The organism is Thiolinea disciformis DSM 14473 (genome assembly GCF_000371925.1).
GTDB classification, from domain to species: domain Bacteria; phylum Pseudomonadota; class Gammaproteobacteria; order Thiotrichales; family Thiotrichaceae; genus Thiolinea; species Thiolinea disciformis.
In genome coordinates, this window is sequence record NZ_AQVE01000001.1 from 148,410 (window position 1) to 174,914 (window position 26,505).

The window sequence follows — 26,505 nt, forward strand, 5'->3', positions numbered from 1 at the left end:
AAATTTAACAGCCTTTAGCGAGTTTGAATAGCACTACTTGCCAATACAGAACGAACTAAAAATTTCACCTAATAAATCATCGGGAGTAAATTTGCCGGTGATTTGCCCCAAAGCCTCTTGAGCTACGCGTAATTCTTCCGCCATTAATTCACCCGCTTGAAAAGTGTTTAGCTGAATAGAGGCGGCTTCTAAGGCTTGTTGCGTTTCTTTTAACGCTTGTAAATGACGACGACGCGCCATAAATATGCCTTCGTTTTCACCTTGGAATCCCATGCGCGCTTTTAATGCCTCGCGCAAGACATCCAAACCTAAGTTTTGCTTGGCAGATATATATAACTGTTCGCCTTGCTGACCGGCAGTTTTGCCGCTGAGATCAATTTTATTATGCACCACTAAGCGCGGTATCGATGGCGGTAGACGTTGGATAATATCACCGGTTTCTAGGGGCGCTGTATCGTCCACCAGTAATAAAATCAAGTCGGCCTTATCCACTTCCTGCCAAGCACGCTCAATGCCTAATTGCTCCACTAAATCCTCACTGGCGCGCAAACCTGCTGTATCGACAATGTGTAAAGGCATACCATCCAGATTAATTTGTTCGCGTAGGACGTCACGTGTAGTACCTGCAATCGGTGTCACCAAAGCGGTTTCTTGGCCTGCTAAAGCATTTAATAAACTCGATTTTCCTGCATTGGGGCGGCCAATAATCACCAAGTGCATACCATCACGCAATAAACTGCCTTGCTGCGCTTTTTGCATTAATTCATGTAGAGTTTGCTGTAATTGCGCTAAACGTCCAGCCACTACACCATCTGCTAAAAAGTCAATTTCTTCCTCTGGAAAATCAAGGGCTGCTTCGACATAGATGCGTAGCTCAATCAAAGTTGTTAACAACTTATCCACAGCTTGTGAAAAATCGCCTTGCAAGGAGCGTAAGGCTGAACGAGCTGCTTGTTCTGAACTCGCATCAATTAAATCTGCAATGGCTTCGGCTTGGGCTAAGTCGAGTTTGCCATTTAAGAAAGCACGTTCTGAAAACTCACCAGGTCGCGCTAAACGCGCCCCTAATTCAATACAGCGTTTTAAAACTGTATCTAAAACAACCCTGCCACCGTGCCCCTGCAATTCCAGTACGTCTTCACCCGTAAAGGAATGCGGTGCAGGAAAATAAAGCGCAATACCATCATCTAAGGTTTGTTGATTTACTGCGAGAAAAGGGCGGTGAATTGCAGTACGGGGGCGGGGTAAAGAACCTAAGATACCTTCAGCAATCAATCTTACTGAAGGCCCAGACAGTCGGATAATACCGACACCACCGCGCCCTAAAGGCGTTGCAATAGCCACGATGGTGTCGTTAGTGTTCCACATGGAACCTTTCCTATTAAACGTGTCCCAATAATTTCTTATTGATTACCCACTGTTGTGCAATTGAAAGGGCATTGTTGACTACCCAATATAGCACTAAACCCGCAGGGAAGAATAAGAACATGACCGTGAAAATGACCGGTAAAAATTGGAAAATCTTCTGTTGCATGGGATCGGCTGGAGGCGGATTCAACTTCTGCTGCAAGAACATGGTTGCACCCATAATTAATGGCAACACATAGAAAGGATCCTTAATGGATAAATCCTTATACCACAGAATCCAAGGGGCTTGGCGCAGCTCCACACTTTCTAGCAAAACCCAGTACAAGCCCATAAAGACAGGAATTTGAATTAAAATCGGCAAACAACCGCCCAACGGGTTAATTTTTTCCTTCTTATACAAATCCATCATTGCTTTTTGCTTGGCTTGTGGATCACTCGCAAAGCGTTCGGTGATTTCCTTTAAACGCGGTGCAACTGCTTTCATTTTGGCCATAGAACGATAGCTCGCTGCGGACGGCCAGAAGAATAATAATTTAATGAATATAGTGAGAAGTATAATCGTCCAACCCCAATTACCTACTACGCCATGAATCCACTTCATCACCGCAAAAATCGGCTTCGATACCACAGCGAAAATACCGTAATCCACTGTTAAATCCAAACCCTTGGCAACTTTCTCTAAATCATCCTGTAGCTTAGGACCTACCCATAATTTGCTGGTGAATACACCCTCACCACCCGCTGCTACATTGAGTAAAGGGCCTTTTACACCTAGACGGTAGAAGACCGTGCCATTTTCATTAAACTCATTACCATAATAATAATTTTCTTGAGTTTGATCAGGTACCCAAGCTCCAACGAAATAATGTTGAAGCATAGCAATCCAACCTCCATTAGCTTTAGCCGTACCAGCCGCCAAATCCTTAATATTGGTGTATTGCAGTTTGGTATATTTATCATCTAAATAGTAGGCGCCCCCTTCATAAGCCTGCACACCACTCGTTAAAAGATTCCGATTGGTCACAGCAGGGCCGTGTTGAAGCTGGCTATATTGCAACGCACTCCAAGTGGTTGGAGAATTATTTTTGACTAAATGATTGACCTCAACCTCAAAGTGTCCACGTTGGAAACGATAAGCCTTGGTCACCACAACGCCATTCGACCCCGTCCATGTTAAAGGTACAATTAATTCATTTTGGCCATTTTCTAAAACATAGTCCGTTTTTTCGAACTTATATTCGGCCGTGTGACTAGGGGCTAATTGGGAAACATCCTGTCCTTGCACAGCACCATGCACCAAGCCAGACTGCGCAACATAGCCACGGTTAGTTAAATCAAGAATCCGTACAGGCTTATCTTTTTGATCTAAACTTACTGGATAAGTAGGTAGATCAGCTGTCACCACATCGCCGCCACGGGTACTGATTTGGAGGTCCAAGACATCGGTTCTAACACGAATCAATTGACCAGCCGCAACATTCGAAGCAGTCGGCAAAGCCGTATTAGGCGATGCTGTTGTAGTGTCAGTGGCAGTGGGTACTGCACTATTCTGATTGGTGGTTTGGGTCACTTGCACTGGTGTGGGTGGTGCAGGTGCATGATCTTGTTTCCAAGTGGTCCACATCAGAAAGCCAAGGAATAACAAGGTGATATATAGGAAAGGACGTTGAGAATCCATAAAGCCTCAATCCGTTAGTCGGGTTTAGTCTGCTTGGCTCGGCACAGCGGCGGGAGATAGTTTGGGATACAATCTGATCGCTTGCTGCCATAACAAATCAAGCTGGAGCAGTATAGCAGTGTTATCTAAGCCTGCCACCTCAGCTTGTGACAAGATAACAAAATCAACAGCAGGTAATTGGGAATAGTGCAGGCGAAAACTCTCCCGTGTGAGGCGTTTAACTCGATTACGATCAACCGCACGTTTTAAACTACGTTTTGATAAGGCAAAACCTAAACGTGCTCGACCCGAAGTGCTTTCACGTACTCGAACCAATAAACCAATCACAGAGATACGACGATGTAAGCCTCGTTCAAAAACCCGCTGAAACTCACTGGCGCGGGTTATTCGATAGCTGCGCGGATAGGAAAACGCCACAGCCCGCATAAACCGCTATTAAGGAATTAGGCGTTTCCGGCCTTTCGCACGGCGAGCACTTAATACTTTGCGACCATCAGCAGTAGCCATACGAGCACGAAAACCGTGAACACGAGCGCGACGCAACTTACTTGGTTGAAATGTTCTTTTCATGGCGATCCACCAGCGATATTTAAAATTGAATAGGCTAACTAAGCAGCCGAATCCGGCAGCTCACAAAAAGGTTCAGCACAATAAAAGATAAACCGACGCTTGTCAAGCGCTTAAAAACCATAGGGTAAAGGAAGTTTGCTTGTGGATAACTTAGCGCACAGGCTATACTCAGTCCCTTCACCTCAACACAAACCAATCCTGTCATTTACTTACGGGACGCCTTTTTTATGCTTTGGCAACAATGCCTGACTCAATTAGAACACGAGTTTCCTAGCCAAGAAATTGGTACTTGGCTACGCAGTTTACAAGCGGTTGAGCGTGATAATACCTTGTTTTTATTAGCGCCTAATCCTATCGTGCTCCAACATATCCACGAACATTACTTGCCCGCTATTGTCAATCATGTACGCAATTTATCAGGCGATCGTGAATTTGATGTGATGTTGCAAATTGGCTCGCGCCCATTACCACGCGCCACCATTCCTCCCGCTGAGCCGAGCCCATCGCCCACTACAGCAAACCAGCTTAGCTCGTTCACGGCGCCTGCTCCTAGCTTGTCTAGTGCAGCCAGCGAGGGTTTTGTTAATGCACTCAATTCAAAAATGACCTTTGTTAATTTCGTCGAAGGTAAATCGAATCAATTAGCACGTGCTGCAGCCTTACAAGTAGGCGAGAATCCGGGTATTTCCTATAACCCTTTATTTATTTATGGTGGTGTTGGTTTAGGTAAAACCCACTTAATGCACGCTATCGGTAATTGTATTGTCGCTCGCAATCCCCAAGCTCACGTTTTATATGTCTATGCGGAGCGCTTCGTTAATGACATGGTAAATGCCTTACGCTTATCACGCATTGAAGAATTTAAACAGCATTATCGTAGCGTTGATGCCTTATTAATTGATGATATTCAATTCTTCGCCAATAAAGATCGTTCGATGGAAGAGTTTTTCCATACTTTTAATGCTTTATTGGAAGGGCAAAAACAAATTATTTTAGCCAGTGATCGTTTTCCACGTGATGTGGAGGGGATCGATGATCGTCTACGCTCGCGCTTTAATTGGGGACTAACGGTGCAAGTCGAACCCCCAGATTTAGAAACGCGTGTTGCCATTTTGCGTAAAAAAGCCGAAGACCTAGAGGTTTTATTACCGCAAGATGCCGCCTTTTTTATTGCAAAGAATTTCCGATCCAATATTCGTGATTTAGAAGGTGCTTTACAACGCGTGATGGCGAGTATGCGCTTAAGACATGCGAACGAATTAACGATGGATTTTGTGCATGATGTTTTGCGCGATCAATTAGCAAGCCAAGACAAAATGGTATCCATTGCTAATATCAAAAAGGTCGTTGCTAAACACTACAACATCCGTGTCAATGAACTAGATGCCAAGCGCCGCACACGCTCAGTGGCGCGCCCACGCCAAGTAGCGATGGCTTTGGCCAAGGAATTAACTAATCATAGCCTGCCTGAAATCGGCAATGAATTTGGTGGGCGTGATCATACCACCGTGTTACACGCTTGTCGCAAAGTGGTAGAACTACGGGAATCAGACAGCCGTATTGAGGAAGATTACCGTATATTGATTCGTACTTTGACCAGCTAGGGATAACTTGTGGATAAGTCATGAAATTACCTGTGGATAAACTGTGGATGAAAACTTATCCACAACTCATCCACAGGATATACCAGTGCTTACTGACAGTCTAGTCACTGGAATGATATACTTTAAGCTACTGATAATGCTAAATTTTATCAACTTATCCACAGAAAGTACTGCTCCTTATTATTATGATTATTAAGATATATAAAGATATAGAATTATGAAACTAACTCAAACCCGTGAAGCTCTACTGGAAGACTTGCAGGCTACTTTAGGTGCTATTGAAAAACGTAATACCTCTCCAATCTTGGAAAATGTATTACTCAAGATCGCGAAGCAAACTAGCTATTGGCGTGGCACCGATCTCGAACTTGAAATTGCTAGCACCTCGCCTTTGCTTGATTCAACAGATGGCGAAATTACCCTGCCCGCTCGTAAACTAGCGGATATCTGTAAAGCGCTACCTGCAGAAAGTTTGATTGCGATTGATGTACAAGAGCAACGTGCCATAGTCAGTTGTGGACGTAGTCGTTTTGAATTAGCCACTTTACCAGCTAGCGATTTTCCTGACTTGGACGATATTGGCGAAACGCATGAGCTTGTTTTGCCAGAAGCCGAACTAAAAACTTTATTGGAAAGCACTGCTTTTGCGATGGCCAATCAAGACGTGCGTTATTACTTAAACGGCATGCTTTTGGAGTTGACATCTGATTACATTCGCACTGTCTCCACAGATGGGCATCGTTTGTCGCTTTATACTTATACACAGCTTGATAAGCCAATAGACAAAGAAACCCAAGTTATTATTCCGCGTAAAGGTGTTTTAGAGCTCTCGCGTTTATTACGTGCTGATAGCCAAGTGCCAGTTCAAGTGCAACTAAGTCAAAATCATTTGCGCGTGCAACTTGGAAAATTACGTTTCACCACTAAATTAGTAGATGGGCGTTATCCCGATTATAAAGCTGCCGTTCCAGCGAAAGGCCAAATTCAAGTGGATGTGGATCGGAAAGCTTTTAAAGATATGCTGACCCGCGTTGCTATTTTATCCAATGAGAAATTCCGAGGCGTGCGTTTAAGTTTGCGCGATAATATTTTAGTGGTGCAATCTAATAATCCTGAGCAAGAAAGTGCGCAAGATGAATTAGATATTTTATATCAAGGCGAAGAATTTAATATTGGTTTCAATGTCAATTATCTATTAGATGCAGTAAATCATTTGCAACATGACACCTTACGCTTGCAATTAAATGCGCCTGAAAGTAGTGCTTTAGTCACTGATCCACTGAATGAAGCGATTCGTAACGTTATTATGCCGATTCGTTTATAGGTCAAACTTGTGTGGTTAGAAAGCTTGAGCGTGGAAAATTGTCGCGCTTTGCAACAAGTATCCTTGGACTTATCCCCACAATTTAATGTGTTTAGTGGTGATAATGGGTCAGGCAAATCAAGTTTGATTGAAGCTTTGTGTATTTTGTCGCGCGGGCGCTCGTTTCGTACCCCACGTATAGCGGAGGTGATTCGCCAGGATGCCACTGCGCTTACAATAGCGGGGCGGGTGAAAACGGATGATTTACAAACTTATCCACTGGGTATTCACAAAACTACCCGCCAAACCCGCATTCGTATTAATCATCAGGATATTTATCAACAAGCGGAATTGAGTCGGCATTTGCCGGTAACCGTGATTCATCCTGATACGATTGATCTGGCGGGCGGTTCTCCCGTGCAACGTCGCGCTTTATTAGATTGGTTGGCCTTTTATGCTGAGCCTGAATTTCACCGTGATTGGCGTGCGTATCAGCGTATTCTCAAGCAACGTAATAGTTGTTTACGTGAATTGAGTCAGCGTTATGCCTTGCCATATTGGACGAATGAATTGATTCAGCTTCAGCCAAAGTTTAATCGTTATCGTCAGCAGGCTTTGTTGGCTTTACAGGAATCACTAAAAAATTTGGCGGTTTTATTAGAGCCATTAGGCTGTGTACAACTGTACTTATCCACCGGTTTTCCCAGTCAGGTGGATAACGTAGATGCTGATACCTTGGAGCAATTTTTTAAAGAAAAGCAAGATATGGAATTGCGTCATGGGGTGAGTCTCTATGGGGCGCATCGTGGCGATTTAATGATTCATTTGGATGAACAAGCTGCCGCACGTACGGCATCGCGCGGACAATTAAAAATCTTGGGGATTGCTTTATTGCTCGCACAGAGTAATGCCATTACCCAAGACATCACAAAACGCGGTATAATAGCGATCGACGATTTAGCGTCCGAATTGGATAGCCTTAATCAGCAGCGCTTGTATCAGGTGTTGAGTCAATCTTCACAACAATTAATGATTACTGGCACTCGTCCACCACCGGATCATTTTTTACCAAATCAAACGCGCTTGTTTCATGTGGAACATGGCCACATTAGTCTGGCGACGGCTTTGTATTGATTATTGAAGGACAGTCATGAGCGAACAACAATACGATTCCAGTAATATCAAAGTTCTAAAAGGACTCGAAGCGGTTCGCAAACGCCCTGGCATGTACATTGGCGATACCGATGATGGTACTGGTTTGCACCATATGGTGTTCGAGGTTGTGGATAACTCTATTGATGAAGCGTTGGCAGGCCATTGTAAAGAAATCAAAGTCGAGATTTTTAGCGACGGCTCAGTCAAAGTAACCGATGATGGTCGTGGCATTCCTGTGGATATCCACGCGGAAGAAGGCATTCCAGCCGCGCAAGTGATTATGACCATTCTACACGCAGGCGGTAAATTCGACGATAACTCCTATAAAGTTTCTGGCGGTCTACACGGTGTAGGTGTATCGGTAGTTAATGCGCTTTCTGAAGAGCTAGAACTCACTATTCGCCGTAATAATAAAGTTTATCGCCAAATGTATAAGCTTGGTGACCCACAAACGGGCTTGGAAATTATTGGAGATACGGAAGGAACTGGTACATCGGTGCGTTTTTTACCGAGTCCACAAATTTTTACCCAAACCGAATTTCATTACGATATTTTGGCTAAACGCTTGCGTGAATTATCGTTCTTGAACTCTGGCGTGCGGATTCGTTTAATTGATCGGCGCGGTGAAGGGCGCGAGGAAGTTTTCCAATATGAAGGCGGCATTCGTGCCTTCGTGGAACATCTAAATCGCATGAAAACACCAGTAAATCAAAACATTATTTATTTCTCAGGCGAGCGCGACAATATTGGTGTAGAGGTTTCCTTACAATGGAATGATTCCTATCAGGAAAATATTTTCTGCTACACCAATAATATTCCTCAACGGGATGGCGGTACCCACTTATCCGGTTTCCGTGCGGCGTTAACACGTACCCTGAATCAATACATGGAGCGTGAAGGCTTAGCCAAAAAAGAAAAAGTCGCGCCAACTGGCGATGACGCACGTGAAGGTTTAACGGCCGTTTTATCGGTTAAAGTACCTGATCCAAAATTCTCATCTCAAACCAAAGAAAAGCTAGTTTCCTCGGAAGTGAAAGGCGCTGTGGAAGCAGCGGTTGCTGAGTGTTTGAATGACTTTTTATTGGAAAATCCTGCAGAAGCACGAGCGATTACCGGCAAGATGTTGGATGCAGCACGCGCTCGCGAAGCTGCACGTAAAGCCCGTGAAATGACGCGTCGTAAAGGTGCTTTGGATATTGCGGGTTTGCCAGGTAAATTGGCCGATTGCCAAGAAAAAGATCCGGCGCAATCCGAGTTATTCTTAGTAGAGGGTGATTCAGCGGGCGGCTCTGCAAAACAAGGACGTGATCGTCGTACGCAAGCCATTTTGCCTTTGAAAGGTAAGATTCTAAACGTAGAAAAAGCACGTTTCGATAAAATGATTGGTTCTGCCGAAGTGGGTACCTTGATTACAGCGCTGGGCTGTGGCATTGGGCGTGAAGAATACAATCCCGATAAATTGCGTTATCACCGTATTATTATCATGACCGATGCGGACGTGGATGGTTCGCATATTCGTACCTTGTTGCTTACCTTTTTCTATCGCCAATTACCCGAGTTAGTTGAGCGTGGCCATATTTACATTGCTCAACCACCCCTATTTAAAGTGAAGCGTGGGAAACAAGAGCAATATGTCAAAGACAAATTAGAGTTGGATGCTTATCTGGTGCAAATCGCTTTAGATGGAGCGCAATTGCATTTGGATAGTGTTTCCCCGCCTATTAGTGGGGAGGCTTTAGAAAGTTTATTACGTCAATATCATGCCGCACGTCAAACCATCAAGCGTTTAGGGCGTCGCTATGATGTGGATTTGTTGGAAAGTCTATTGTTTGAGCCTTTGCAAAAATCCCCGACTCAATTGAGCGCAGATGATTATGCCAGTTGGATGAAACGGGCGGTTGCGCAATTAAACCAGCGGATGAATGGCGAACGTAGTTATAGCAAAAAATTGCATAAGAACGATGAGCAGCAATGGCATATTGAAGTGAAACGCCGTCAGCATGGTTTGGATCATTCCTTGGTATTTGACCAAAGTTTGTTCTTAACACCCGAAATGAAAATGCTGCTTCAGGTGAACCAAGAATTGGATGGTTTATTAAATACGGGCGCTTATATTCAACGTGGAGAGCGTAAATTAGAAGTTAATCGCTTTGATCAAGTGGAAGCGTGGTTGATGCACGAAGCCAATCGTGGTTTGGCCATTAGCCGCTACAAAGGTTTAGGTGAAATGAACCCTGATCAACTATGGGAAACCACTATGAATCCGGCGGCACGGCGTTTGATGCAGGTGCGTATTGAAGATGCGGTGAGTGCAGATGAGATTTTCACGACTTTAATGGGGGATCAAGTCGAACCACGGCGTGATTTTATCGAAAGTAATGCACTAGCGGTTGAGAATTTAGATATTTAGTTGGCGTTTCACGTGAAACGCGTTGAGGTGATGAAAATGGATAACCCGTTATTACAAGAACAAGAGCTACCGGCGTTCAGCCAAATTCGTCCGGAGCATATCGAGCCTGCACTTGATGAAGTATTAAGTGCGAATCGTGCTTGGCTGGAAAAGCGTCTAGCCAAGGATGAAGCACCCACTTGGGAAAATTTGGTGTATCCCATGGATGAGGGTGGTCGTCGCTTGAACCGCGCTTGGTCACCAGTGAGTCATTTGAATGCTGTGGCTAATAGCGAGGAACTGCGCGAAATTTATAATAAAAGTCTGCCACGCTTGAGTGATTATTATACCGAGCTAGGACAAAACCAAGCCTTGTATCAAGCAATTAAGCAAATGCGTGAAGCGGGAATAGGTTTAAATCAAGCGCAATTGAAAGCTTTGGATAATAGCTTATTGTCTTTTGAGCTAAGTGGTGTGGCCTTACCTGAGACTCAAAAACAACGTTATCGTGAAATTAATCAAGCGTTATCACAACTCACTTCCCGCTTTTCAGACAATGTTTTGGATGCTACCAATGGCTGGCATAAAGTCATTGAAACAGAGTCTGAATTAAAGGGTATGACTGAATCTGGTTTAGCCATGGCTAAGCAGGCGGCTGAACAACGTGATGTCAACGGCTGGGTGATTACCCTTAATTTCCCCAGCTATTTTTCGGTCATGGCTTATGCTGATAATCGCGCGTTGCGTGAAGCGTTGTATCGCGCTTATACCACACGTGCCTCAGAACTAGGGGCTGATCCTAAATGGGATAATACGCCGGTGATGCAAGATATTTTGCGTCTACGTCAAGAAGAGGCCGAGTTATTAGGCTATAAAAATTATGCTGAGCTTTCCTTGGCTACCAAAATGGCGACTAATACGGAGGAAGTGACGGCATTTTTGGAGAATTTGGCGGAACGTAGCAAACCCTTTGCTGAAAAAGAATTTGCTGAACTCAAACAATTTGCGCGTGAGCAATTAGGCATCGATGACTTACAAGCATGGGATGTAACCTATGCTAGCGAGAAAATGAAACAGACTTTATTCGCTTTTACGGAAGAGGAATTGAAACCTTATTTTCCAGTCAATCGTGTTATTCAAGGTTTGTTTTCATTAGTAGAACGTTTGTTCAGTGTGAAAATTGAAAAAGACAACTCAGTCGATCTTTGGCATCCCGATGCTTCGTTTTATCGTGTGTTGAACTTAGATGGTACTCCCCGTGCCGCGTTTTATTTAGATTTGTATGCACGCCAACATAAGCGTGGTGGCGCATGGATGGATGATTTCTGCGGGCGTTTTAAGCGCGAATCAGGGCTACAATTGCCAGTGGCTTATATGACTTGTAATGGTACGCCGCCGATTGGTGAGCAACCTGCTTTGTTTACGCATGATGAGGTCGTGACTTTATTCCATGAGTTTGGTCATGGCCTACATCATATGCTCACATTGATGGATTATCCGGATGTCGCGGGCATTCATGGGGTGGAATGGGATGCGGTCGAATTACCAAGCCAATTTATGGAAAATTGGTGTTGGGAGCGTGAAGTATTGAATATGCTGTCAGGGCATTGGCAAACCGGTGAACCTCTGCCAGATGAGCTGTATGCCAAAATGCAAGCGGCACGCCATTTCCAAACAGCGATGGGCATGGTGCGTCAGCTGGAGTTTGCTTTATTCGATATGCGTTTGCATATGGATCCCAAAGCCAGTGAAGCAGGCCGTTTGCAGTATATTCAACAACAAGTGCGTGACCAAGTAGCTGTGGTAAAGCCCCCTGCGTTCAATCGTATGGCGCATAGCTTTACCCATATCTTTGCAGGAGGATATGCGGCTGGTTATTACAGCTATAAATGGGCAGAAGTATTATCCGCTGATGCCTACGCGCGTTTTGAAGAAGAGGGTTTATTCAATCCCAACATTGGCACTGATTTCTTAACCCACATTCTGCAAGTGGGTGGTTCTCGCCCAGCTATGGATTCGTTTGTGGCCTTTCGTGGTCGCAAACCCGAGATTGATGCTTTATTACGCCATAGTGGTCTAGTCGAAGCTGCCTAGACCTATGAAACGATGGGGCTTAGCCTTTGCTGTGCTAATAGCTGGTTTTTTGGGGGGGGTAAGCTATCAGTTACTGCCCCAAACTGTGCGAGCCCCTATTGTGTTACCGACCCCAAAGTCCTGTCATCTTGAGCAGGACTCTTGTCAAGCGCGCGATAGTCAGGGGCATCACATTCAACTTTCTCTTGCCCCCCGGCCAGTTCCCGTTATGGAAACGGTGCAAGTTCAAGTGCAGGCCAACGGTTTTTCGACCATTAAAAGTGCAAAGCTCACTATCACTGGCCTCAATATGTTTATGGGCTATCAGTATGTTGATCTACAGCTTGAGCAAGGGACTTGGCAAGGGAACTTTACCCTGCCGATTTGTACCCAACGCCATATGCAGTGGCAAGCACAACTCGATATTCAAACCGATACACACCACTTTCGCGCATTATTTCCTTTTGATACGCATAGTTCACAAGTCGCACGTCCTTTAGCTAAATGGCTACAAGACAATGCCCCACCCTAACTCGAGTTTAGCTGAATCGCAACTTAGCCGTTTTTAAGGTTTACACCGCCAAGCGTAAAAGCATCATTTCCTATCGGGTATTGATTGAGGTTTAACGTGGTTAGCCGTTTGATAGCCAGACCAACACAAACCCTACAAAGTCACGATAATGAAAAATAAACTCCCAACTTGGGTGTATAAGAGTGTTTTGGCTGGTTTATGCCTATTGCCTATGTTTAGTTTCAGTGCGACGCAATGGCATCAGCCTGAACTTTCACCTCTTGATCTCGCCGTCTTGAACAAACCTTTGGTAAAGAATAATTTGTCTGTAAAAGATACCCCTATTCCAGACTACAATCTTGAATTAGCTGTTCAGTTATCCCCTAGCCTTGAGATTAGCGCACAAGATATTCAGTGGAAAGTGGAGCGCGCTGGTGTATCGGTACGCGAAGTGGTGGGGGCTTATCATCAATTACAATTACCCGATGGTCTTTACGATATAGTTTTGAGAATTGGAAAATATCGTGAACATCATCCCGTGCAACTCTCTGCTAATAAACGCATTAAGCCTTATTTTCGTGCTCAGCTAGGGCGTTTAGATGTGAATGCTACACATCCTGTGACTTGGCAAGTCAGCAGTGCACAAGGTGCATTTACCAATAAAACCAGTCGTGCTTTACATGAGATTGTAGCGGTTGGCACTTACACGGTTTCAGTCAATTTAGCACAAGTGCTCAAGCAGCGTCGTTTAGTGGTGCAATCGGGTCAAACTACAACAGCTAAGATTGATGTGCCGATTGGACGTTTAAATTTGGTCGCAACGCAAGCGAATATGCCTTTATTTAAGCCAATGCAGTGGGAGGTTTATCGGTTAGAAAAGGATAAACGTCGTTACTACAGTACTTATCATATGCACTCGCAAACGGTCGTCATTCCGCCCGGTGAATATGAAGTCGTTGCCAGTCATGAGGGACGCATACAAAAGCGTCAGTTTCATGTGCGGGAGAATACGAATAACCGAGTGGTCTTAGCGTTAGACTAAGTGTTACTTGCTATGCTGGCAGCCGTGCGCTTCGCCAGTTCTACATAATAAGCAGCCGAGTAAGTAAAATAAGCCAGCTCTTTGTCGCTTAAGGCTCGACTTTGCGTAACCGGTCGGCCTGACCATAGGAATCCACTCGTTAAATGTTTGCTAGGGGGAACTAAAGCACCAGCGGCAATAATAGTGTCATCTTCGATAATGGCGCCATCCAGAATAATAGCGCCCATTCCAATCAAGCAGCGATTGCCAATTGTGCAAGCATGTAAAACAGCACTATGGCCTATAATCACATCATTGCCCACTATGAGTGGTAATCCATCAGGGCGGGTAAATGGCCCGCCATGAGTGACGTGTAATACAGCGCCATCTTGAATATTGGTGCGCTCACCAATGCGAATATAATTCACATCACCACGCACGACTGCCATTGGCCACACCGAGCTATCAGCACCAATTACCGTATCACCACTGACATAAGCGTGAGGCGAGACCCAAGCTTGAGGATGAATGTCTGGAGACTTCCCTTCAAATGCTTCAATGGTCATTAGCAGAACCTTTCATCGCCCGGTGGCATTTGCAGGAAGAAACCATTGGCTTTTAAATTAGCTTCAACTTGCTGTGCATCGGCTTGAATGAGCTTACGTTCGGGTGTCAGTTCAAAGGCAAAAGAAAATTCTGGCGTGCCAAATAAATTCATTAACGATTCTGGAACTTTCGAAAAATCATCACGTTCCAGCGTAAATAAATAAGTGCCTTTTTTGCGCTGACTGCGATAAACAAAGCACTGCATTACTCGCGCTCCATCATTTCTAGCGTATTGATATGCGCTAGCGGAATTTTCTGTTCTATTTCACCTGTATCGGTACGCTGTTTGATGATCACTTGCTGATTTTCAACATTAAGCAATTTACCTTCTAGACGGCTACGATCTTTGCGGGTAATTCGTAAATAACTGCCATAATGCTCAGGTAATTTTTCGAAGGCTAAAGGCTTATAGACCATGCTATACAAAGCTGCTTTTGGAAGTTCCATGGCACCGGTGACCGCATCTACCGTAGGGGGTTTCGTCACTAAAGGTGCTGGTGTTGGCTGAGCGGTAGCAGACGAGTTTGGTAAAGCAAGAGAACTGCTTACCGTTTCCGTGGGTTGCGCAGGTTTTTCGGCAGCGCTAGGAAGTTTCACACCCATATCGCCACTCACTTTGGACAATTGTGTGCCTGCTCCTAACACTAAGCTTGCGATAATCAGGACGAAGCCGATGAAGCCAGCGATAACCGATCCACCCACACGATGCCAAACACTGGGAAGGGTCAATAAGTTCACTACTGGGATTAACGATAATAACCCAGTGGTTGAATGATGTTTAAAACTGGCGAAAATAACACGTATCCAGCCAAATAAAAGCAATAATAACCCGAGCGTTAGGGCAGGTATTAGTATAGATTCCACGCTCTCTATTTCCTCAAGGTGCTTGTGCGCACGTTAATCTTCTAAGTAAGTATAACCCACTAAACCTGCTTCAATTTCACGTAGTAACATTTTTTGGCGCTCTAAATCATCGACTGCAGCCACAAGTTTAGTACGACATTGGGCTAAGAGTGTTTTAGGTTCAAAGTGAATTTGGCGCAATAATTCATCAATGGTATCGCCACGCTCTGGTTCACTGAGTTGATAACTACCGTCTGCTAGTAATTCTACATTAATGGAGTCCGTATCGCCGAATAGGTTATGTAAATCGCCTAAAATTTCTTGATACGCACCGACTAAGAAAACGCCTAATAGATAAGGTTCCCCAGATTTCAGCATATGTAGCGGTAAAGTCGTTGATAAACGCCCATTTTCTACATAGCGCTCAATAGTCCCATCTGAGTCACAGGTTAAATCTTGCATCGTTACACGGCGTGTAGGGCGCTCATTTAAACGATGCAGCGGCATAATCGGAAAAATTTGTTCAATCGCCCAAACATCAGGCACGGACTGGAATAAAGAAAAATTACAGAAATATTTATCCGCTAATTTTTCCTGCAAGCTGGTTTGAATTTCCGGCCCTAAACGCTTAAAGAGAATAGGATCAGCCAGCAATTTACTCGTTATCGCACGGTGTAATTCTTCCGCACGTGCCCTTTCGTCTAGATTAATTGAACCATAAGCATACATACCATGCGCTTCGCTTAACCAGTACGCAGCATCGTGATAAATCTCTGAAGGCGGAATGGTGGTGCTATTTGAATACAGCCGATAGAGATTGTGCAAAATCATGGGCGCGTCGTTGGCCGGTGGAACAATTTCCAGGGGTGTTTCTGGCTGCTGAGGGTCGGTATCAATGACATTGGTAATAAGCATGGCATGATGTGCGGTCATGCCGCGACCCGATTCAGTAAAAAATTCAGGATAAGGTAAATGTTTTTCATCACACACATCAAAAATACCGCGCACGATTGCATTCGCATATTCTTGTAAGGTGTAATTGATCGAACATTCACTGCGTGAGCGTGAGCCTTCATAATCAACGCCCAATCCGCCACCTGCATCAATATAACGAATCGGCACACCTAAACGGTGTAACTCAGCAAAATAGCGACTAGCTTCGCGCATACTATGCTGAATATCTTGAATATTAGCGATTTGCGATCCCATATGAAAATGTAGCAATTGTAAGCATTTTGTTTTGCCCGCGTATTGCAATTGCTCAATTAAATGCAAAGCTTGAGCGGCAGAAAGACCGAATTTTGATTTTTCTCCGCCTGTATTTTGCCATTTACCCTTACCTAAGGTGTAAAGGCGTACACGAATACCCAGTAAAGGCTCAATGCCTAGTTTGTCGGCTTCTTCTAGGGTTTCTAATAGTTCTGAAGGTTTTTCAATAACAATGAAAATACGATGCCCCATTTGTTTGCCAATCAGGGCAAGACGCAAGTATTCGCGATCTTTATAACCATTACAGATAATCGTGCTACCACTGGGAGCGGTTGCTAGCACTACCATTAATTCAGGTTTACTCCCTGCTTCTAAACCGACCTGACTCCCACCGCCTGCTAGAATTTGTTCAATGACACTACGCTGTTGATTGACTTTGATCGGATAGATGGCGGTATAACGACTGTGTTTGCCCGATTCTTGAATAGCTTGATTGAAAGCTTTTTGTAGACGTTGTACACGATCTTGCAGAATATTGACAAAACGTACTAAGAGTGGAAAACGCATTCCATTTTGCTGATGAATACGTGTAGCCAGTTCATAAAGATCCAGCCCTTTTTTACCTAGCTGCGGCAGCTGCATTGCCACATTGCCAGTCGGGTTAATATCGAAATAACCATCGCCCCAATGATCAATGCTGTAAAGCTGACGAGCGGCGTCAATTGACCAGTCTTTATATTGTTCCATAGCGTCCTACCGCAAAAGCTTGTGAGTGTGCGCAGCATAACGCTAAAGCATTTTTTAGGCAGCTTTTTATTGCACGCAACAAAACATCGATAAACTGCTTGTGCAGTGCACAAAAAGTATTATCATATGCTAATTTACTGTGCCCTAAGTTTAAGCTAAGGCGCAGCTTCTGTGTGCAAAGAAAGGATGATTCAAGATGGGCAAGCCCCTTCCAGTAAGCGAAAGTGTTGAGTTCGATGTGCAAGAACTACAAAGTAATTTGGTGAAAAGTGCATGGTTATGGCAGGAATTTAGCCTGAAGGCAGCCGCTGCTGCTTTAGGCCAGTTAGAGCAGGCTGCACCAGATCCCGCTTTTAAACAAACCTTAAACCACTGGGGGCTGAATCTATTGTTTCAACCTGCCACCGTGTTTGCAGCCAGTACCACCTTAATGCAGAAACAGACTCAGGTGTGGCAACGCGCCATTACTAAGCTATGGGGCTGGTCTGATAAAGATATTAGCGACTCGGCGAAGCGTGACCGTCGTTTTAAAGATAACGCGTGGCAAACGTGGGCGGGTGAAGTTTTATCGCAAAGCTATGTTAACCAAGCAGAATTTTGGAAAACGTTAGCGCAAATCAAACAAGGTTTGACGCCACGTGAAGCCCGTCAAGCAGAGTTTTTTATTCAAAATTTAGTGGATGCTTTATCACCTAGTAACTACGCGTTGACTAATCCACAAGTGTGGCAAGCGATTCGTGACACCAATGGCGCTAATTTAGTTAAAGCGATGCAGAACTTATTGCTGGATTATCAGGATGGTGAGCTTCGTATTCGCATGACCGATCCGAATGCCTTTGAAGTGGGTAAAAACATTGCCACCACACAAGGTAAGGTCATCTTTCGCAATGAGTTAATTGAGTTAATTCAATATCATCCTAGCACGCCTGAAGTACGTAAAAATCCGCTGTTGATCGTTCCGCCTTGGATTAACAAGTTTTATATTTTGGATTTGCGCGAACAAAATTCATTTGTGAAATGGGCGGTTGATCAGGGGCATACCGTTTTTATGATTTCATGGGTGAATCCGGGTGCTGAGCATAGCAATGTTGGTTTTGACGATTACCTGCAAAAAGGCACGCTAGCGGCGATGGATGCTATAGAAAAAGCTACGGGTGAACATGACATCAATGTGGCTTCGTATTGTTTGGGCGGCACGATGACCGGTATGACCTTGGCTTATCAAGCCGCGAAAAACGATGATCGGGTAAAAAGTGCGACGTTTTTTACGACACTCTTAGACTTTTCTGAACCAGGTGAGTTAGGCGTTTTCCTCGACGAAGCTCAAATCGATGCTTTAGAAAAACGTATGCAAGACAACGGCGGCTATTTAGATGGCAAGAATATGGCAGCCGCTTTCAATATGCTGCGCTCTAATGATTTGATTTGGTCATTCTTTATTAATCTCTATTTGCTCGGTAAAGATCCCGCTCCTTTTGACTTATTATATTGGAACTCGGATAGCACCCGTATGCCAGCCAAAATGCACGGTTATTATTTGCGGAATATGTATCTGCATAATCGTTTGCGTGAGGCAGGCGGCATTACCTTAAATGGTACAGAGCTTGACTTACGTCAGATCAAAACGCCTGCTTATTTTGTATCAGCTTATGATGACCATATTGCTCCTTGGCGCTCCACCTATAAGGGTGCACAATTATTCTCAGGCCCTGTCAAGTTTGTCTTAGGCCAATCGGGTCACATCGCTGGTATTGTTAATCCGGCTGCGCAAAACAAATATGGTCACTGGATTAATGACCGTTTAGAAGCAGATGCAGACACTTGGTTTAATAATGCCAAAGAAGTGAAACAATCATGGTGGCATGACTGGGATCAATGGGTATCAGCCTATGCAGGCGGTAAAGTCGCTGCGCGCCAAGCGGGAGCAGGTGAATTACCGGCGCTAGAAGATGCCCCCGGAACTTATGTACGCCGTAAGGTCTAATCAATGGAACACTCATCCAGTTCGTCAATGCGTTTAGTTTATTCCTGCACCATGCCAGTGCGCTGGGGTGATATGGATGCCTATGGGCATGTGAATAACACCTTGTATCTGCGTTATCTAGAAGAGGCGCGCGTGCAAATGCTAATAGATATGGGTGAGGGAAACATCGAGTCCAACGAACTTGCGCCGGTTGTTATTACGGTAGGTTGTACCTTTCTACGACCTATTGGCTATCCAAATGATCTGCGCATTGATTGTTATGTAGGGGAGCCGGGACGCTCTAGTTTTATGACCTACTATAAATTGTATACGGCTTCAGCACCTGAGGTTGTTGCAACAGAAGGTTATGCTAAAGTCGTTTGGATGAACCACAAGACTGGGAAATCAGTGCCACTTCCTGATAGTGTATTACACTATCTAACCACTAAACGGTGGCCTGCTTCATAATTCATAAGCGGTTCATTTGACACAGACTAGCATCGCTGCTTACCGTTTATCGGATAACGTGAGTGATTCCAAGTGGAAACTGTGAAAGAGCCGCTTAATCTATTAAATACGCCTAATCCTTCGAGGGATGAAGCTGCCTATACTGTGTTGAGTCAAGCGGGCATCAAGGCAGATGTACGCGATTTAAAACGCGTCGCTGCCAATTTCCAAAATGATCCTTTGACGTTGCGCTTACTCGCCGCGTATTTATGCCGCTGGTATGCAGGGCGTTTGGTAGGCATAGACTCACTACCTGCTTTACTAGAAGCTGTTCCTCAAGGGCGTCCACTCAAACGGGTACTAGCGGGTTTTGAGAACAAATTCGCCGAGTCCTCTGATCTCATTTTATTAAGTCTGCTGAGTCTCACCGATCACCCGGTCTCACAAGAAGCTTTAAAGCTTACGTTTAGTGCTTCGTTACTAGAACGTTGGTTAGTGCGACGTGATGATTATTTACGTTTTCTAGCGCCCCTCAGCCGTTTAAAGCATGACCATTGGCATTGGGTGATTGAGAATTTACGCCGTTTACAATTGGTGGAATCACGCCAGATGGGCTCACACCATATGCTCTTGGTGCCGGAGCCAATACGCTTATATTTTCGTCAACGCCTACAGGTGAAAAACGAATTAGTTTTTCATCAGGCGAGTTCTGATATGGAGCGTTTGTTCAGTGAAATCGTCGTACCGCTGCGCGAATGGGAACCGGAAAAGAAAGGCGTGGAAATTCCAGATATGTTGTGGCGCAGTAATGAATTAGATGCAGCTAGTGAAAATTTGCAAGCGTTGCGTCAGTCCTTAGCCGCACTCAATAAACATAGTCAGCGCTTACAAAATCATATTAAAACGCTGGAGACGAATTGAGGTTTTTAATCGCCTTTAGTCTGGTATAGATGCCCCGAAAGCTGCCATAATTCGCCGCATGTCATTATTACATCTACGCAATATCCATTTAGAAAATGGTGATAACCGTTTATTTGACGGTGTCGACTTAGTCATTGAGCCGAACGAACGCTTATGTTTGGTTGGGCGTAACGGCACTGGTAAATCAACCTTAATGAAATTGCTGTGCCGTGAGGTGCAAGCTGATGATGGTGAAATTATTCATTCGCCTGAATTACGCATTGCTCGTTTACAGCAAGATGTTCCACATGGAACCAATGCCAGTGTATTCGAAGTTGTTGCCGCAGGTCTTGCTGAGGTTTACGCAGCGGATGAGGCTTGGCAACATGAATGGCAGGTTGAAGCGGTTTTATCACGTTTACAATTAGATGGTTCGGTGTCGTTTGAGTCGTTATCCGGTGGCTGGAAACGACGCGCTTTATTAGCAAGAGCACTCGTTGGCAACCCTGATTTATTGCTACTGGATGAGCCGACCAATCACCTGGATATTCCAGCGATTGAGTGGTTGGAAAACTTTCTGCTTGGCTACAAAGGCACACTATTGTTTGTGAGCCATGATCGTATGTTTGTGCAAAAACTCGCAACACGCATCATTGAATTAGATCGTGGCCGACTGAGTAGTTGGGCGGGTGATTTCAAAAAATACCAAGAAAATAAGCAAGCCGCACTGGAGGCTGAAGCGCAGCAAGCTGCTTTATTCGATAAGCGTTTAGCGGAAGAAGAAGCATGGATTCGTCAAGGTATTAAAGCGCGCCGCACGCGGAATGAAGGGCGTGTTCGACGTTTAGAAGCGATGCGTGAAGATTTTCGCCAACGCCGTCATGTACAAGGTAAAGTTCAAGCCCAAATTGAGCAGGCCGAGGCGTCAGGTAAATTGGTGATTGAAGCCAAGCAAGTCGGCTATGGCTGGGGTGATCAACAACTCATTACCGGTTTTAATACCACTTTATTGCGGGGCGATAAGGTCGGTATTATTGGTCCGAACGGGATCGGTAAGACCACGTTGATTAAATTATTGTTGGGTGATTTGCAGCCTACGGCTGGGCAAGTACGTATGGGGACTAAAGTCCAAGTAGCGTACTTTGACCAGCATCGTGCCGGCTTTGACGATGAAAAAAATCTACGCGAGAACATTGCACCCAGTAATGATTTTGTTGAAATCAATGGACAGCGCAAACACGTCATTAGTTATTTGCAAGATTTCCTATTCACACCGCTACAAATCCAAAAGCCGGTTAAGGTGTTGTCAGGTGGGGAGCGGAACCGTTTATTGCTAGCACGTTTGTTTGCACAAGCTTCTAACCTTTTAGTGCTCGACGAACCCACCAATGATTTGGATGCGGAAACACTGGAGTTATTGGAGGAGTTGTTAGTCGACTACAGTGGAACTTTGCTATTGATTTCGCACGATCGCAGCTTTATTAACTCGGTCGTTACCCGTACATGGGTGTTTGAAAATGGTGGTATTGCTGAATATCCCGGTGGCTATGATGATTGGTTGGCGCAGCGCCCAACCCTTGTACCCAGCAAAACCCCTGTGGTTACCGCAAAACCTGAGCCAGCAAAACCAATGCAGCCGGCTAATAAAGCTAAAAAGCTCAGCTATAAAGAGCAGCGCGAATTGGAACAACTCCCTCAGCAAATTGAGCAGTTAGAACAGCGTATTGCTGATTTACAAGCCTTAATGAGTCAGGCCAGTTTCTACCAAGGTGATAGTGCAAGCATTTTGGCAACTCAGTCTGAGTTAGCACAGTTGGATAAAGATTTGGAACTTGCTTTTTTGCGGTGGGAAAGTTTAGAAGCACAGCAGAATAGTTAAAGTATTTTAAAGGTTATAGATAAAATAAAGGCTCGTTACAGCATTATCTGTATTGAGCCTAAAATGCTGCGAATTATTGCAGCGCAGCAATTATCCTCACTAGCGGTTGAGGAATAAAAACGGTTAACAACCAATAGAATTTCTACTAATTTTAACTCTATTTCGAATAAAGTCAATGAGATAAAACAGATAAGTTGTTGATTTTGTATGTGGTTACATAATCATTTGCTTAAATAGGGTTTTTAGCGGAATAGGTTTATACTAGCTGTTTTAATTCAATAGACGATATAAATGTTTGAGTACATTGACACCAACATAAAGCTGGAAAATTTTTTACAAACAATTCAAACAGCTAAATGGGTCATTTTAGATACGGAGTTTATTCGCGAAAAGACTTATTATCCGCGCCTTTGCTTAATTCAACTCGCTACGGATCAGCAACTGGCGTGTATCGACCCGCTTACCATCACAAATCTCGAGCCCTTTTTTCAGTTTTTACGACAGACTGATCGAGTCAAAGTGCTTCATGCCGCGTGGCAAGATCTAGAAATTTTTTATTATTTGAGTGGTGGTCAGACCCTCAGCCCTATTTTTGATAGCCAGATTGCAGCAGCAGTATTAGGTTTGGGGGATCAATTAGGCTATGCGCGTTTAGTCGAGGATTTATTGGGTGTGCAATTGGATAAGTCACAATCACGCACGGATTGGGCGCGGCGTCCGTTGAATAAAGCGCAATTGGCGTATGCGATTGACGATGTGCGTTATTTGCGGGATTTGTATCCTATTTTGCAAGAAAAACTAGCCAGCACAGGGCGCGCTACTTGGGTGAGTAAGCCCTTTAAGCAATTAAGTGAGGCGGACCAATATCAACCTGCCCCGCGTTCGAGCTGGGAGCGCGTGAAGATGGTGCAGCTTTTGAAGCCGCGCCAATTATCGATTTTGCGTGAGTTAGCCGCTTGGCGCGAAAGCTTGGCCATAGAAAAGGATTTGCCACGGCGTTGGTTAGTGTCGGATGAAATTTTAATTGATATGGCACGCATGAAGCCGAACAATCTGAGTGAATTCAAAACGATTCGCGGCTTATCCGATGAGCAAATTGCGCGCTATGGTGCGCAGTGGCTGGAGTTAATCGCTCTAGGCTATAACTTGCCAACAGACTCGTGGCCACAATTACCTCGTCGGCGTAAATTAGATAATCAACTTTCTTTAGTGGCCGATCTATTGATGGTGATCGTGAATCAACAAGCGCTACAGCATAATATTTCCCCGCAAATGCTCGCTACCCGCCAGCAAGTTGAAAAAATGCTGACGGATGGTCGAAGCAGCCTGTCGGATGATTGGCGTGGTAGCTTGGTGAACAATACGTTTGAGGCTTTATTGTCCGGTCGGTCTTGTGTTCGCATCCATGATCAGCAGATCACGATTGAGAACAGCGCAAACGCCGCAATATGATAAAATGAGTACTTCCTTTGAATGGTAGAAATTCTCATGACAGATCGCATGGCAACGGTTGAGCGCAATACGCTAGAAACACAAATTCATGTCACCATTAATCTGGATGGCAGTGGTAAATCGCATTTTGAGACTGGCATTCCTTTTCTGGAGCACATGTTGGATCAAGTCGCACGCCATGGCATGATTGATTTAACCATTCGTTGCCAGGGTGACCGTCATATTGATGATCATCATAGTGTGGAAGATATTGGTATCACTTTAGGTCAAGCATTCGCCCGTGCGGTGGGCGATAAAAAAGGTTTGCGCCGTTACGGTCATGCGTATGTGCCACTCGATGAAGCGCTATCACGTGTTGTCGTGGATTTCTCAGGTCGCCCCGGCTTAGAACATCATGTCGATTATCGCCGTTCGCATATTGGTCAATTTGACACCGATCTGTTTTATGAGTTTTTCCAAGGCTTTGTGAATCATGCGAATGTGACCCTGCATATTGATAATCTGCGTGGGCGCAATGCGCATCATATTGTGGAAACAGTATTCAAAGCCTTTGGGCGCGCGCTGCGGATGGCCTTAGAATTTGATCCACGTATGGCAGGCATTATGCCATCCACTAAAGGAAGTCTATAATGCTGAAGATTGTGGTGATTGATTATAATATGGGGAATTTATTTTCAGTACGTAAGGCTGTTGAACATGTGGCACCGCCTGCTAGCAAAATTGAGGTCAGTTCTGATCCTAAAGTGATTATGGCGGCAGACCGAATTGTATTCCCAGGGCAAGGTGCTGCGCGTGATTGTATACAAGAATTACAGGCTCGTGGCTTGAATGAAGTAGTACGTGAGGTGGCATTGACTAAGCCTTTTCTAGGGGTGTGCATGGGCATGCAGGTATTGTTGGAGCATTCCACTGAAAATGGCGGTGTTGATTGCCTTGGTATTTTCCAAGGTGAAGTGAAACACTTCAATGAGGTTTATCGCGAGCGTTTAAAGACCCCGCAAATGGGTTGGAACGAAATTTATCATACTCAGGAGAATCATCCTTTATGGACTGGTATTGCTGATGGCGCACGATTTTATTTTGTGCACAGCTATCATGCGGTGCTGAAAGATAAAGCATTAGCGAGTGGTGAAACAGAGTATGGCATTCGCTACCCATCAGCCTTGGCTAAAGATAATATCTTTGCCATTCAGGCTCATCCTGAAAAATCGGCAGCGGACGGTTTAAAATTGCTCGAAAACTTCATGAACTGGCGCCCCTAAGTGGCACGCCAGCCGACATCGCAGTTAAAATACGCTACGATCTTCAAACCAGAGCACATCCGTTTTTTGTGCTGCGGCTAATTTGAGTAGTTCCAACATAGGATAAGCGCGGCGATTTACAGAGATTTTCTCTTTCTTTTCGCCATCTTCATTCTCCTCTTCTTCAACAGCATCTTGCGAGTTGGGCGCAGCTTGTTGGGCGGCTGCGGCTAAGTTATTTTCTAAGGTTTTTAATACACTAGCCACATCCGCTCCCGCAATCGCGCTAGGGATCGTACCGCTGTGTCCCATTAATTTAAGCAGTTGTTTGGCATCTTCTTCATACATCGAAAAGCCACCACCGGCCTTGCTTTCGAAGCGAATTAACATACATCAAGCTCCTGTTATTGGGCTGAGCTTACCAAGCCGCACTGGGTTGAAGCGTGCGAGATTTTATGTGGTAAGCGCTGGGGTTGGTAAAACTGGTTTTTCCTAACACTTGATCGGCCAATAAACGGGCAGAAGCAAGGCTAGTCGCGACACTCATATTCCCGTGCCCTATGGCTAGGGATAAACCGGCTAACTCAGGGTGTGGGCCAATATAAGGTATACCATTGGGCGTTAAGGCGAACACACTACTCCAGGTATCGCGAATCGGCTCATAGCTGAGCGCTGGTAATAATTGCACGGCAAATTGGTGTAAATCCTCACTGGCTTGCTCAGAAATACTAGTATCAAAACTATCCGTTTGGTAAACAGAACCACAAATAATCCGCCCATCTTCACGTGGTACGAGGTATTTATTATTGTGCACGATAGAGCGTTGTAATAGATGGGGGGAGCCACGGTATAAAATTGATTGTGCTGCAACCGCACGGACAGAGACGCTTGCTTTAATTACCTCTGGTAATAAGTTGGGTGTCCACGCACCAGCGGTGAGAATGACCTGTTTCGCTTCAAATAGCCAGTCACCCAAATAAATACCTTTGGCCTCACCATGTTCCACGTGTAACTGTGTAACCGGATAATGCTCACTCACTAAAATAGAACGGCTACGGATGCTCGCCCTTAAGGCAGCAATCAGACGCGGGCTACGAATCTGGCCTATCTCGGGAAAATAGAGACCACATTCAATAGTGGGCGAAATATTGGGTTCATGCTGTTTTACTTCGCTAGGATGCTCTAGTAATAGCAAACGCTGCTGGTGCAGGGCTGCCCAATGTTGGGCGAGTGCCCTATCTTGTATATCTGGAAACAGTAAGCCAGTTTTTTGCCATTGCGCGTCAATACCTGTTTCAGCGCGTAAGCGCTCACACAACGCTGGATAATGTTGTTGACCATAATGCGTGAGGGTACTCACCGCTTCATCCATACGCCATGGATAATTAGCCACGGTAAGGCCATTGCCTGCCCACGAAGATTCTCTTCCCAATTCACTTCGATCACATATCATGACACTTAAACCTGCATCATGCAGGAATAAAGCGCTTAGCAGTCCTTTTAGCCCACCGCCTACAATGATCACGTCTTTCATGCGCAGCCTTTG

At 44.8% G+C, this 26,505-nt stretch carries 24 protein-coding genes; 14 read left to right on the top strand and 10 right to left on the bottom strand.

What is annotated here, in order from left to right:
- Positions 1-33: 33 nt before the first annotated feature.
- The 4 genes from mnmE to rpmH are packed head-to-tail and all read right to left on the bottom strand — an operon-like array spanning position 34 to position 3,616.
- A complete protein-coding gene (gene mnmE, locus A3IE_RS0100680) occupies positions 34-1,368 on the bottom strand; it encodes a tRNA uridine-5-carboxymethylaminomethyl(34) synthesis GTPase MnmE (RefSeq protein ID WP_020393641.1) in 1,335 nt (444 codons plus the stop codon).
- 13 nt (positions 1,369-1,381) lie between these two features.
- Positions 1,382-3,046 carry a membrane protein insertase YidC gene (gene yidC, locus A3IE_RS0100685; RefSeq protein WP_020393642.1) on the bottom strand — a complete coding sequence of 555 codons (1,665 nt, stop codon included), beginning with the start codon at positions 3,044-3,046 and terminating at the stop codon, positions 1,382-1,384.
- Between the two features lie 24 nt (positions 3,047-3,070).
- Complete coding sequence (gene rnpA, locus A3IE_RS0100690) at positions 3,071-3,472, bottom strand: ribonuclease P protein component (RefSeq protein WP_020393643.1); 402 nt, start codon at positions 3,470-3,472, stop codon at positions 3,071-3,073.
- 9 nt (positions 3,473-3,481) lie between these two features.
- Positions 3,482-3,616, bottom strand: a complete 135-nt coding sequence (gene rpmH, locus A3IE_RS0100695) for a 50S ribosomal protein L34 (RefSeq protein ID WP_020393644.1) — start codon at positions 3,614-3,616, stop codon at positions 3,482-3,484.
- 227 nt (positions 3,617-3,843) lie between these two features.
- Between rpmH and dnaA the strand changes: the two genes are divergently transcribed.
- From dnaA to A3IE_RS0100730, 7 genes are all read left to right on the top strand, one after another.
- Positions 3,844-5,220: a chromosomal replication initiator protein DnaA gene (dnaA, locus tag A3IE_RS0100700; RefSeq protein ID WP_020393645.1), complete on the top strand. Its 1,377-nt coding sequence runs from the start codon at positions 3,844-3,846 to the stop codon at positions 5,218-5,220.
- Positions 5,221-5,437: 217 nt separating this feature from the next.
- Positions 5,438-6,544 carry a DNA polymerase III subunit beta gene (gene dnaN, locus A3IE_RS0100705; RefSeq protein WP_020393646.1) on the top strand — a complete coding sequence of 369 codons (1,107 nt, stop codon included), beginning with the start codon at positions 5,438-5,440 and terminating at the stop codon, positions 6,542-6,544.
- Positions 6,545-6,553: 9 nt separating this feature from the next.
- Positions 6,554-7,657 (top strand): DNA replication/repair protein RecF, encoded by a 1,104-nt coding sequence (recF, locus tag A3IE_RS0100710; RefSeq protein WP_020393647.1) that lies wholly within the window; start codon positions 6,554-6,556, stop codon positions 7,655-7,657.
- A gap of 16 nt (positions 7,658-7,673) precedes the next feature.
- A complete protein-coding gene (gyrB, locus tag A3IE_RS0100715) occupies positions 7,674-10,088 on the top strand; it encodes a DNA topoisomerase (ATP-hydrolyzing) subunit B (RefSeq protein ID WP_020393648.1) in 2,415 nt (804 codons plus the stop codon).
- 36 nt (positions 10,089-10,124) lie between these two features.
- Positions 10,125-12,161 (top strand): M3 family metallopeptidase, encoded by a 2,037-nt coding sequence (locus tag A3IE_RS0100720; protein WP_020393649.1) that lies wholly within the window; start codon positions 10,125-10,127, stop codon positions 12,159-12,161.
- 4 nt (positions 12,162-12,165) lie between these two features.
- The gene (locus A3IE_RS0100725; protein ID WP_020393650.1) at positions 12,166-12,672 is read left to right on the top strand and encodes a hypothetical protein; all 507 of its coding nucleotides are present in this window, start codon (positions 12,166-12,168) and stop codon (positions 12,670-12,672) included.
- Between the two features lie 148 nt (positions 12,673-12,820).
- On the top strand, positions 12,821-13,693 hold the full coding sequence (locus A3IE_RS0100730; RefSeq protein ID WP_020393651.1) for a hypothetical protein: 873 nt from the start codon (positions 12,821-12,823) through the stop codon (positions 13,691-13,693).
- Here the strand turns inward: A3IE_RS0100730 and A3IE_RS0100735 are convergent.
- From A3IE_RS0100735 to speA, 4 genes are read right to left on the bottom strand one after another with little or no spacing between them, the layout of a single operon-like run.
- A complete protein-coding gene (locus A3IE_RS0100735) occupies positions 13,690-14,238 on the bottom strand; it encodes a gamma carbonic anhydrase family protein (protein ID WP_020393652.1) in 549 nt (182 codons plus the stop codon). The genes A3IE_RS0100730 and A3IE_RS0100735 overlap by 4 nt on opposite strands.
- Complete coding sequence (locus A3IE_RS0100740; RefSeq protein WP_020393653.1) at positions 14,238-14,483, bottom strand: YcgL domain-containing protein; 246 nt, start codon at positions 14,481-14,483, stop codon at positions 14,238-14,240. Before A3IE_RS0100740 ends, A3IE_RS0100735 begins: the two co-directional genes overlap by 1 nt.
- On the bottom strand, positions 14,483-15,142 hold the full coding sequence (locus A3IE_RS0100745; protein ID WP_020393654.1) for an LSm family protein: 660 nt from the start codon (positions 15,140-15,142) through the stop codon (positions 14,483-14,485). The genes A3IE_RS0100740 and A3IE_RS0100745 overlap by 1 nt, the downstream gene beginning before the upstream one ends.
- 33 nt (positions 15,143-15,175) lie before the next feature.
- Entirely contained in the window at positions 15,176-17,077 is a 1,902-nt protein-coding gene (gene speA / locus A3IE_RS0100750; RefSeq protein WP_020393655.1) for a biosynthetic arginine decarboxylase, read from the bottom strand.
- Between the two features lie 196 nt (positions 17,078-17,273).
- On the opposite strand from speA, the gene A3IE_RS0100755 reads away from it, so the two are divergent.
- The 7 genes from A3IE_RS0100755 (at position 17,274) to hisH (ending at position 24,980) form a co-directional block, all read left to right on the top strand.
- Positions 17,274-19,061 carry a PHA/PHB synthase family protein gene (locus A3IE_RS0100755; RefSeq protein ID WP_020393656.1) on the top strand — a complete coding sequence of 596 codons (1,788 nt, stop codon included), beginning with the start codon at positions 17,274-17,276 and terminating at the stop codon, positions 19,059-19,061.
- Positions 19,062-19,064: 3 nt separating this feature from the next.
- Positions 19,065-19,508, top strand: a complete 444-nt coding sequence (locus A3IE_RS0100760) for an acyl-CoA thioesterase (protein WP_110721341.1) — start codon at positions 19,065-19,067, stop codon at positions 19,506-19,508.
- Between the two features lie 81 nt (positions 19,509-19,589).
- Positions 19,590-20,408 carry a hypothetical protein gene (locus tag A3IE_RS0100765; protein ID WP_169333045.1) on the top strand — a complete coding sequence of 273 codons (819 nt, stop codon included), beginning with the start codon at positions 19,590-19,592 and terminating at the stop codon, positions 20,406-20,408.
- A 58-nt stretch (positions 20,409-20,466) separates the two neighbouring features.
- A complete protein-coding gene (locus A3IE_RS0100770) occupies positions 20,467-22,266 on the top strand; it encodes an ATP-binding cassette domain-containing protein (RefSeq protein WP_020393659.1) in 1,800 nt (599 codons plus the stop codon).
- Between the two features lie 291 nt (positions 22,267-22,557).
- Complete coding sequence (gene rnd, locus A3IE_RS0100775; RefSeq protein WP_020393660.1) at positions 22,558-23,718, top strand: ribonuclease D; 1,161 nt, start codon at positions 22,558-22,560, stop codon at positions 23,716-23,718.
- 36 nt (positions 23,719-23,754) lie between these two features.
- Complete coding sequence (gene hisB / locus A3IE_RS0100780) at positions 23,755-24,348, top strand: imidazoleglycerol-phosphate dehydratase HisB (RefSeq protein WP_026154710.1); 594 nt, start codon at positions 23,755-23,757, stop codon at positions 24,346-24,348.
- Positions 24,348-24,980, top strand: coding sequence for an imidazole glycerol phosphate synthase subunit HisH (gene hisH / locus A3IE_RS0100785; RefSeq protein WP_020393662.1), 633 nt, complete (start codon positions 24,348-24,350; stop codon positions 24,978-24,980). The genes hisB and hisH overlap by 1 nt, the downstream gene beginning before the upstream one ends.
- Before the next feature lie 24 nt (positions 24,981-25,004).
- On the opposite strand, the gene A3IE_RS0100790 is transcribed toward hisH, so the two are convergent.
- Both A3IE_RS0100790 and A3IE_RS0100795 read right to left on the bottom strand, forming a co-directional pair.
- A complete protein-coding gene (locus tag A3IE_RS0100790; RefSeq protein WP_020393663.1) occupies positions 25,005-25,349 on the bottom strand; it encodes a DUF1840 domain-containing protein in 345 nt (114 codons plus the stop codon).
- Positions 25,350-25,377: 28 nt separating this feature from the next.
- Entirely contained in the window at positions 25,378-26,493 is a 1,116-nt protein-coding gene (locus A3IE_RS0100795; RefSeq protein ID WP_020393664.1) for an NAD(P)/FAD-dependent oxidoreductase, read from the bottom strand.
- Positions 26,494-26,505: the final 12 nt, after the last annotated feature.

What these genes read in the sequence shown, in the direction of transcription:
- hisH (WP_020393662.1), top strand. Translation starts at nt 24,348, where the DNA reads ATGCTGAAGATTGTGGTGATTGATTATAATATGGGGAATTTATTTTCA.
- speA (WP_020393655.1), bottom strand. Translation starts at nt 17,077, where the DNA reads ATGGAACAATATAAAGACTGGTCAATTGACGCCGCTCGTCAGCTTTAC.
- dnaN (WP_020393646.1), top strand. Translation starts at nt 5,438, where the DNA reads ATGAAACTAACTCAAACCCGTGAAGCTCTACTGGAAGACTTGCAGGCT.
- rpmH (WP_020393644.1), bottom strand. Translation starts at nt 3,616, where the DNA reads ATGAAAAGAACATTTCAACCAAGTAAGTTGCGTCGCGCTCGTGTTCAC.
- A3IE_RS0100740 (WP_020393653.1), bottom strand. Translation starts at nt 14,483, where the DNA reads ATGCAGTGCTTTGTTTATCGCAGTCAGCGCAAAAAAGGCACTTATTTA.
- mnmE (WP_020393641.1), bottom strand. Translation starts at nt 1,368, where the DNA reads ATGTGGAACACTAACGACACCATCGTGGCTATTGCAACGCCTTTAGGG.
- A3IE_RS0100755 (WP_020393656.1), top strand. Translation starts at nt 17,274, where the DNA reads ATGGGCAAGCCCCTTCCAGTAAGCGAAAGTGTTGAGTTCGATGTGCAA.
- A3IE_RS0100790 (WP_020393663.1), bottom strand. Translation starts at nt 25,349, where the DNA reads ATGTTAATTCGCTTCGAAAGCAAGGCCGGTGGTGGCTTTTCGATGTAT.
- A3IE_RS0100730 (WP_020393651.1), top strand. Translation starts at nt 12,821, where the DNA reads ATGAAAAATAAACTCCCAACTTGGGTGTATAAGAGTGTTTTGGCTGGT.
- dnaA (WP_020393645.1), top strand. Translation starts at nt 3,844, where the DNA reads ATGCTTTGGCAACAATGCCTGACTCAATTAGAACACGAGTTTCCTAGC.
- A3IE_RS0100795 (WP_020393664.1), bottom strand. Translation starts at nt 26,493, where the DNA reads ATGAAAGACGTGATCATTGTAGGCGGTGGGCTAAAAGGACTGCTAAGC.
- A3IE_RS0100720 (WP_020393649.1), top strand. Translation starts at nt 10,125, where the DNA reads ATGGATAACCCGTTATTACAAGAACAAGAGCTACCGGCGTTCAGCCAA.
- gyrB (WP_020393648.1), top strand. Translation starts at nt 7,674, where the DNA reads ATGAGCGAACAACAATACGATTCCAGTAATATCAAAGTTCTAAAAGGA.
- A3IE_RS0100725 (WP_020393650.1), top strand. Translation starts at nt 12,166, where the DNA reads ATGAAACGATGGGGCTTAGCCTTTGCTGTGCTAATAGCTGGTTTTTTG.
- rnpA (WP_020393643.1), bottom strand. Translation starts at nt 3,472, where the DNA reads ATGCGGGCTGTGGCGTTTTCCTATCCGCGCAGCTATCGAATAACCCGC.
- A3IE_RS0100770 (WP_020393659.1), top strand. Translation starts at nt 20,467, where the DNA reads ATGTCATTATTACATCTACGCAATATCCATTTAGAAAATGGTGATAAC.
- yidC (WP_020393642.1), bottom strand. Translation starts at nt 3,046, where the DNA reads ATGGATTCTCAACGTCCTTTCCTATATATCACCTTGTTATTCCTTGGC.
- rnd (WP_020393660.1), top strand. Translation starts at nt 22,558, where the DNA reads ATGTTTGAGTACATTGACACCAACATAAAGCTGGAAAATTTTTTACAA.
- hisB (WP_026154710.1), top strand. Translation starts at nt 23,755, where the DNA reads ATGACAGATCGCATGGCAACGGTTGAGCGCAATACGCTAGAAACACAA.
- A3IE_RS0100735 (WP_020393652.1), bottom strand. Translation starts at nt 14,238, where the DNA reads ATGACCATTGAAGCATTTGAAGGGAAGTCTCCAGACATTCATCCTCAA.
- A3IE_RS0100760 (WP_110721341.1), top strand. Translation starts at nt 19,065, where the DNA reads ATGGAACACTCATCCAGTTCGTCAATGCGTTTAGTTTATTCCTGCACC.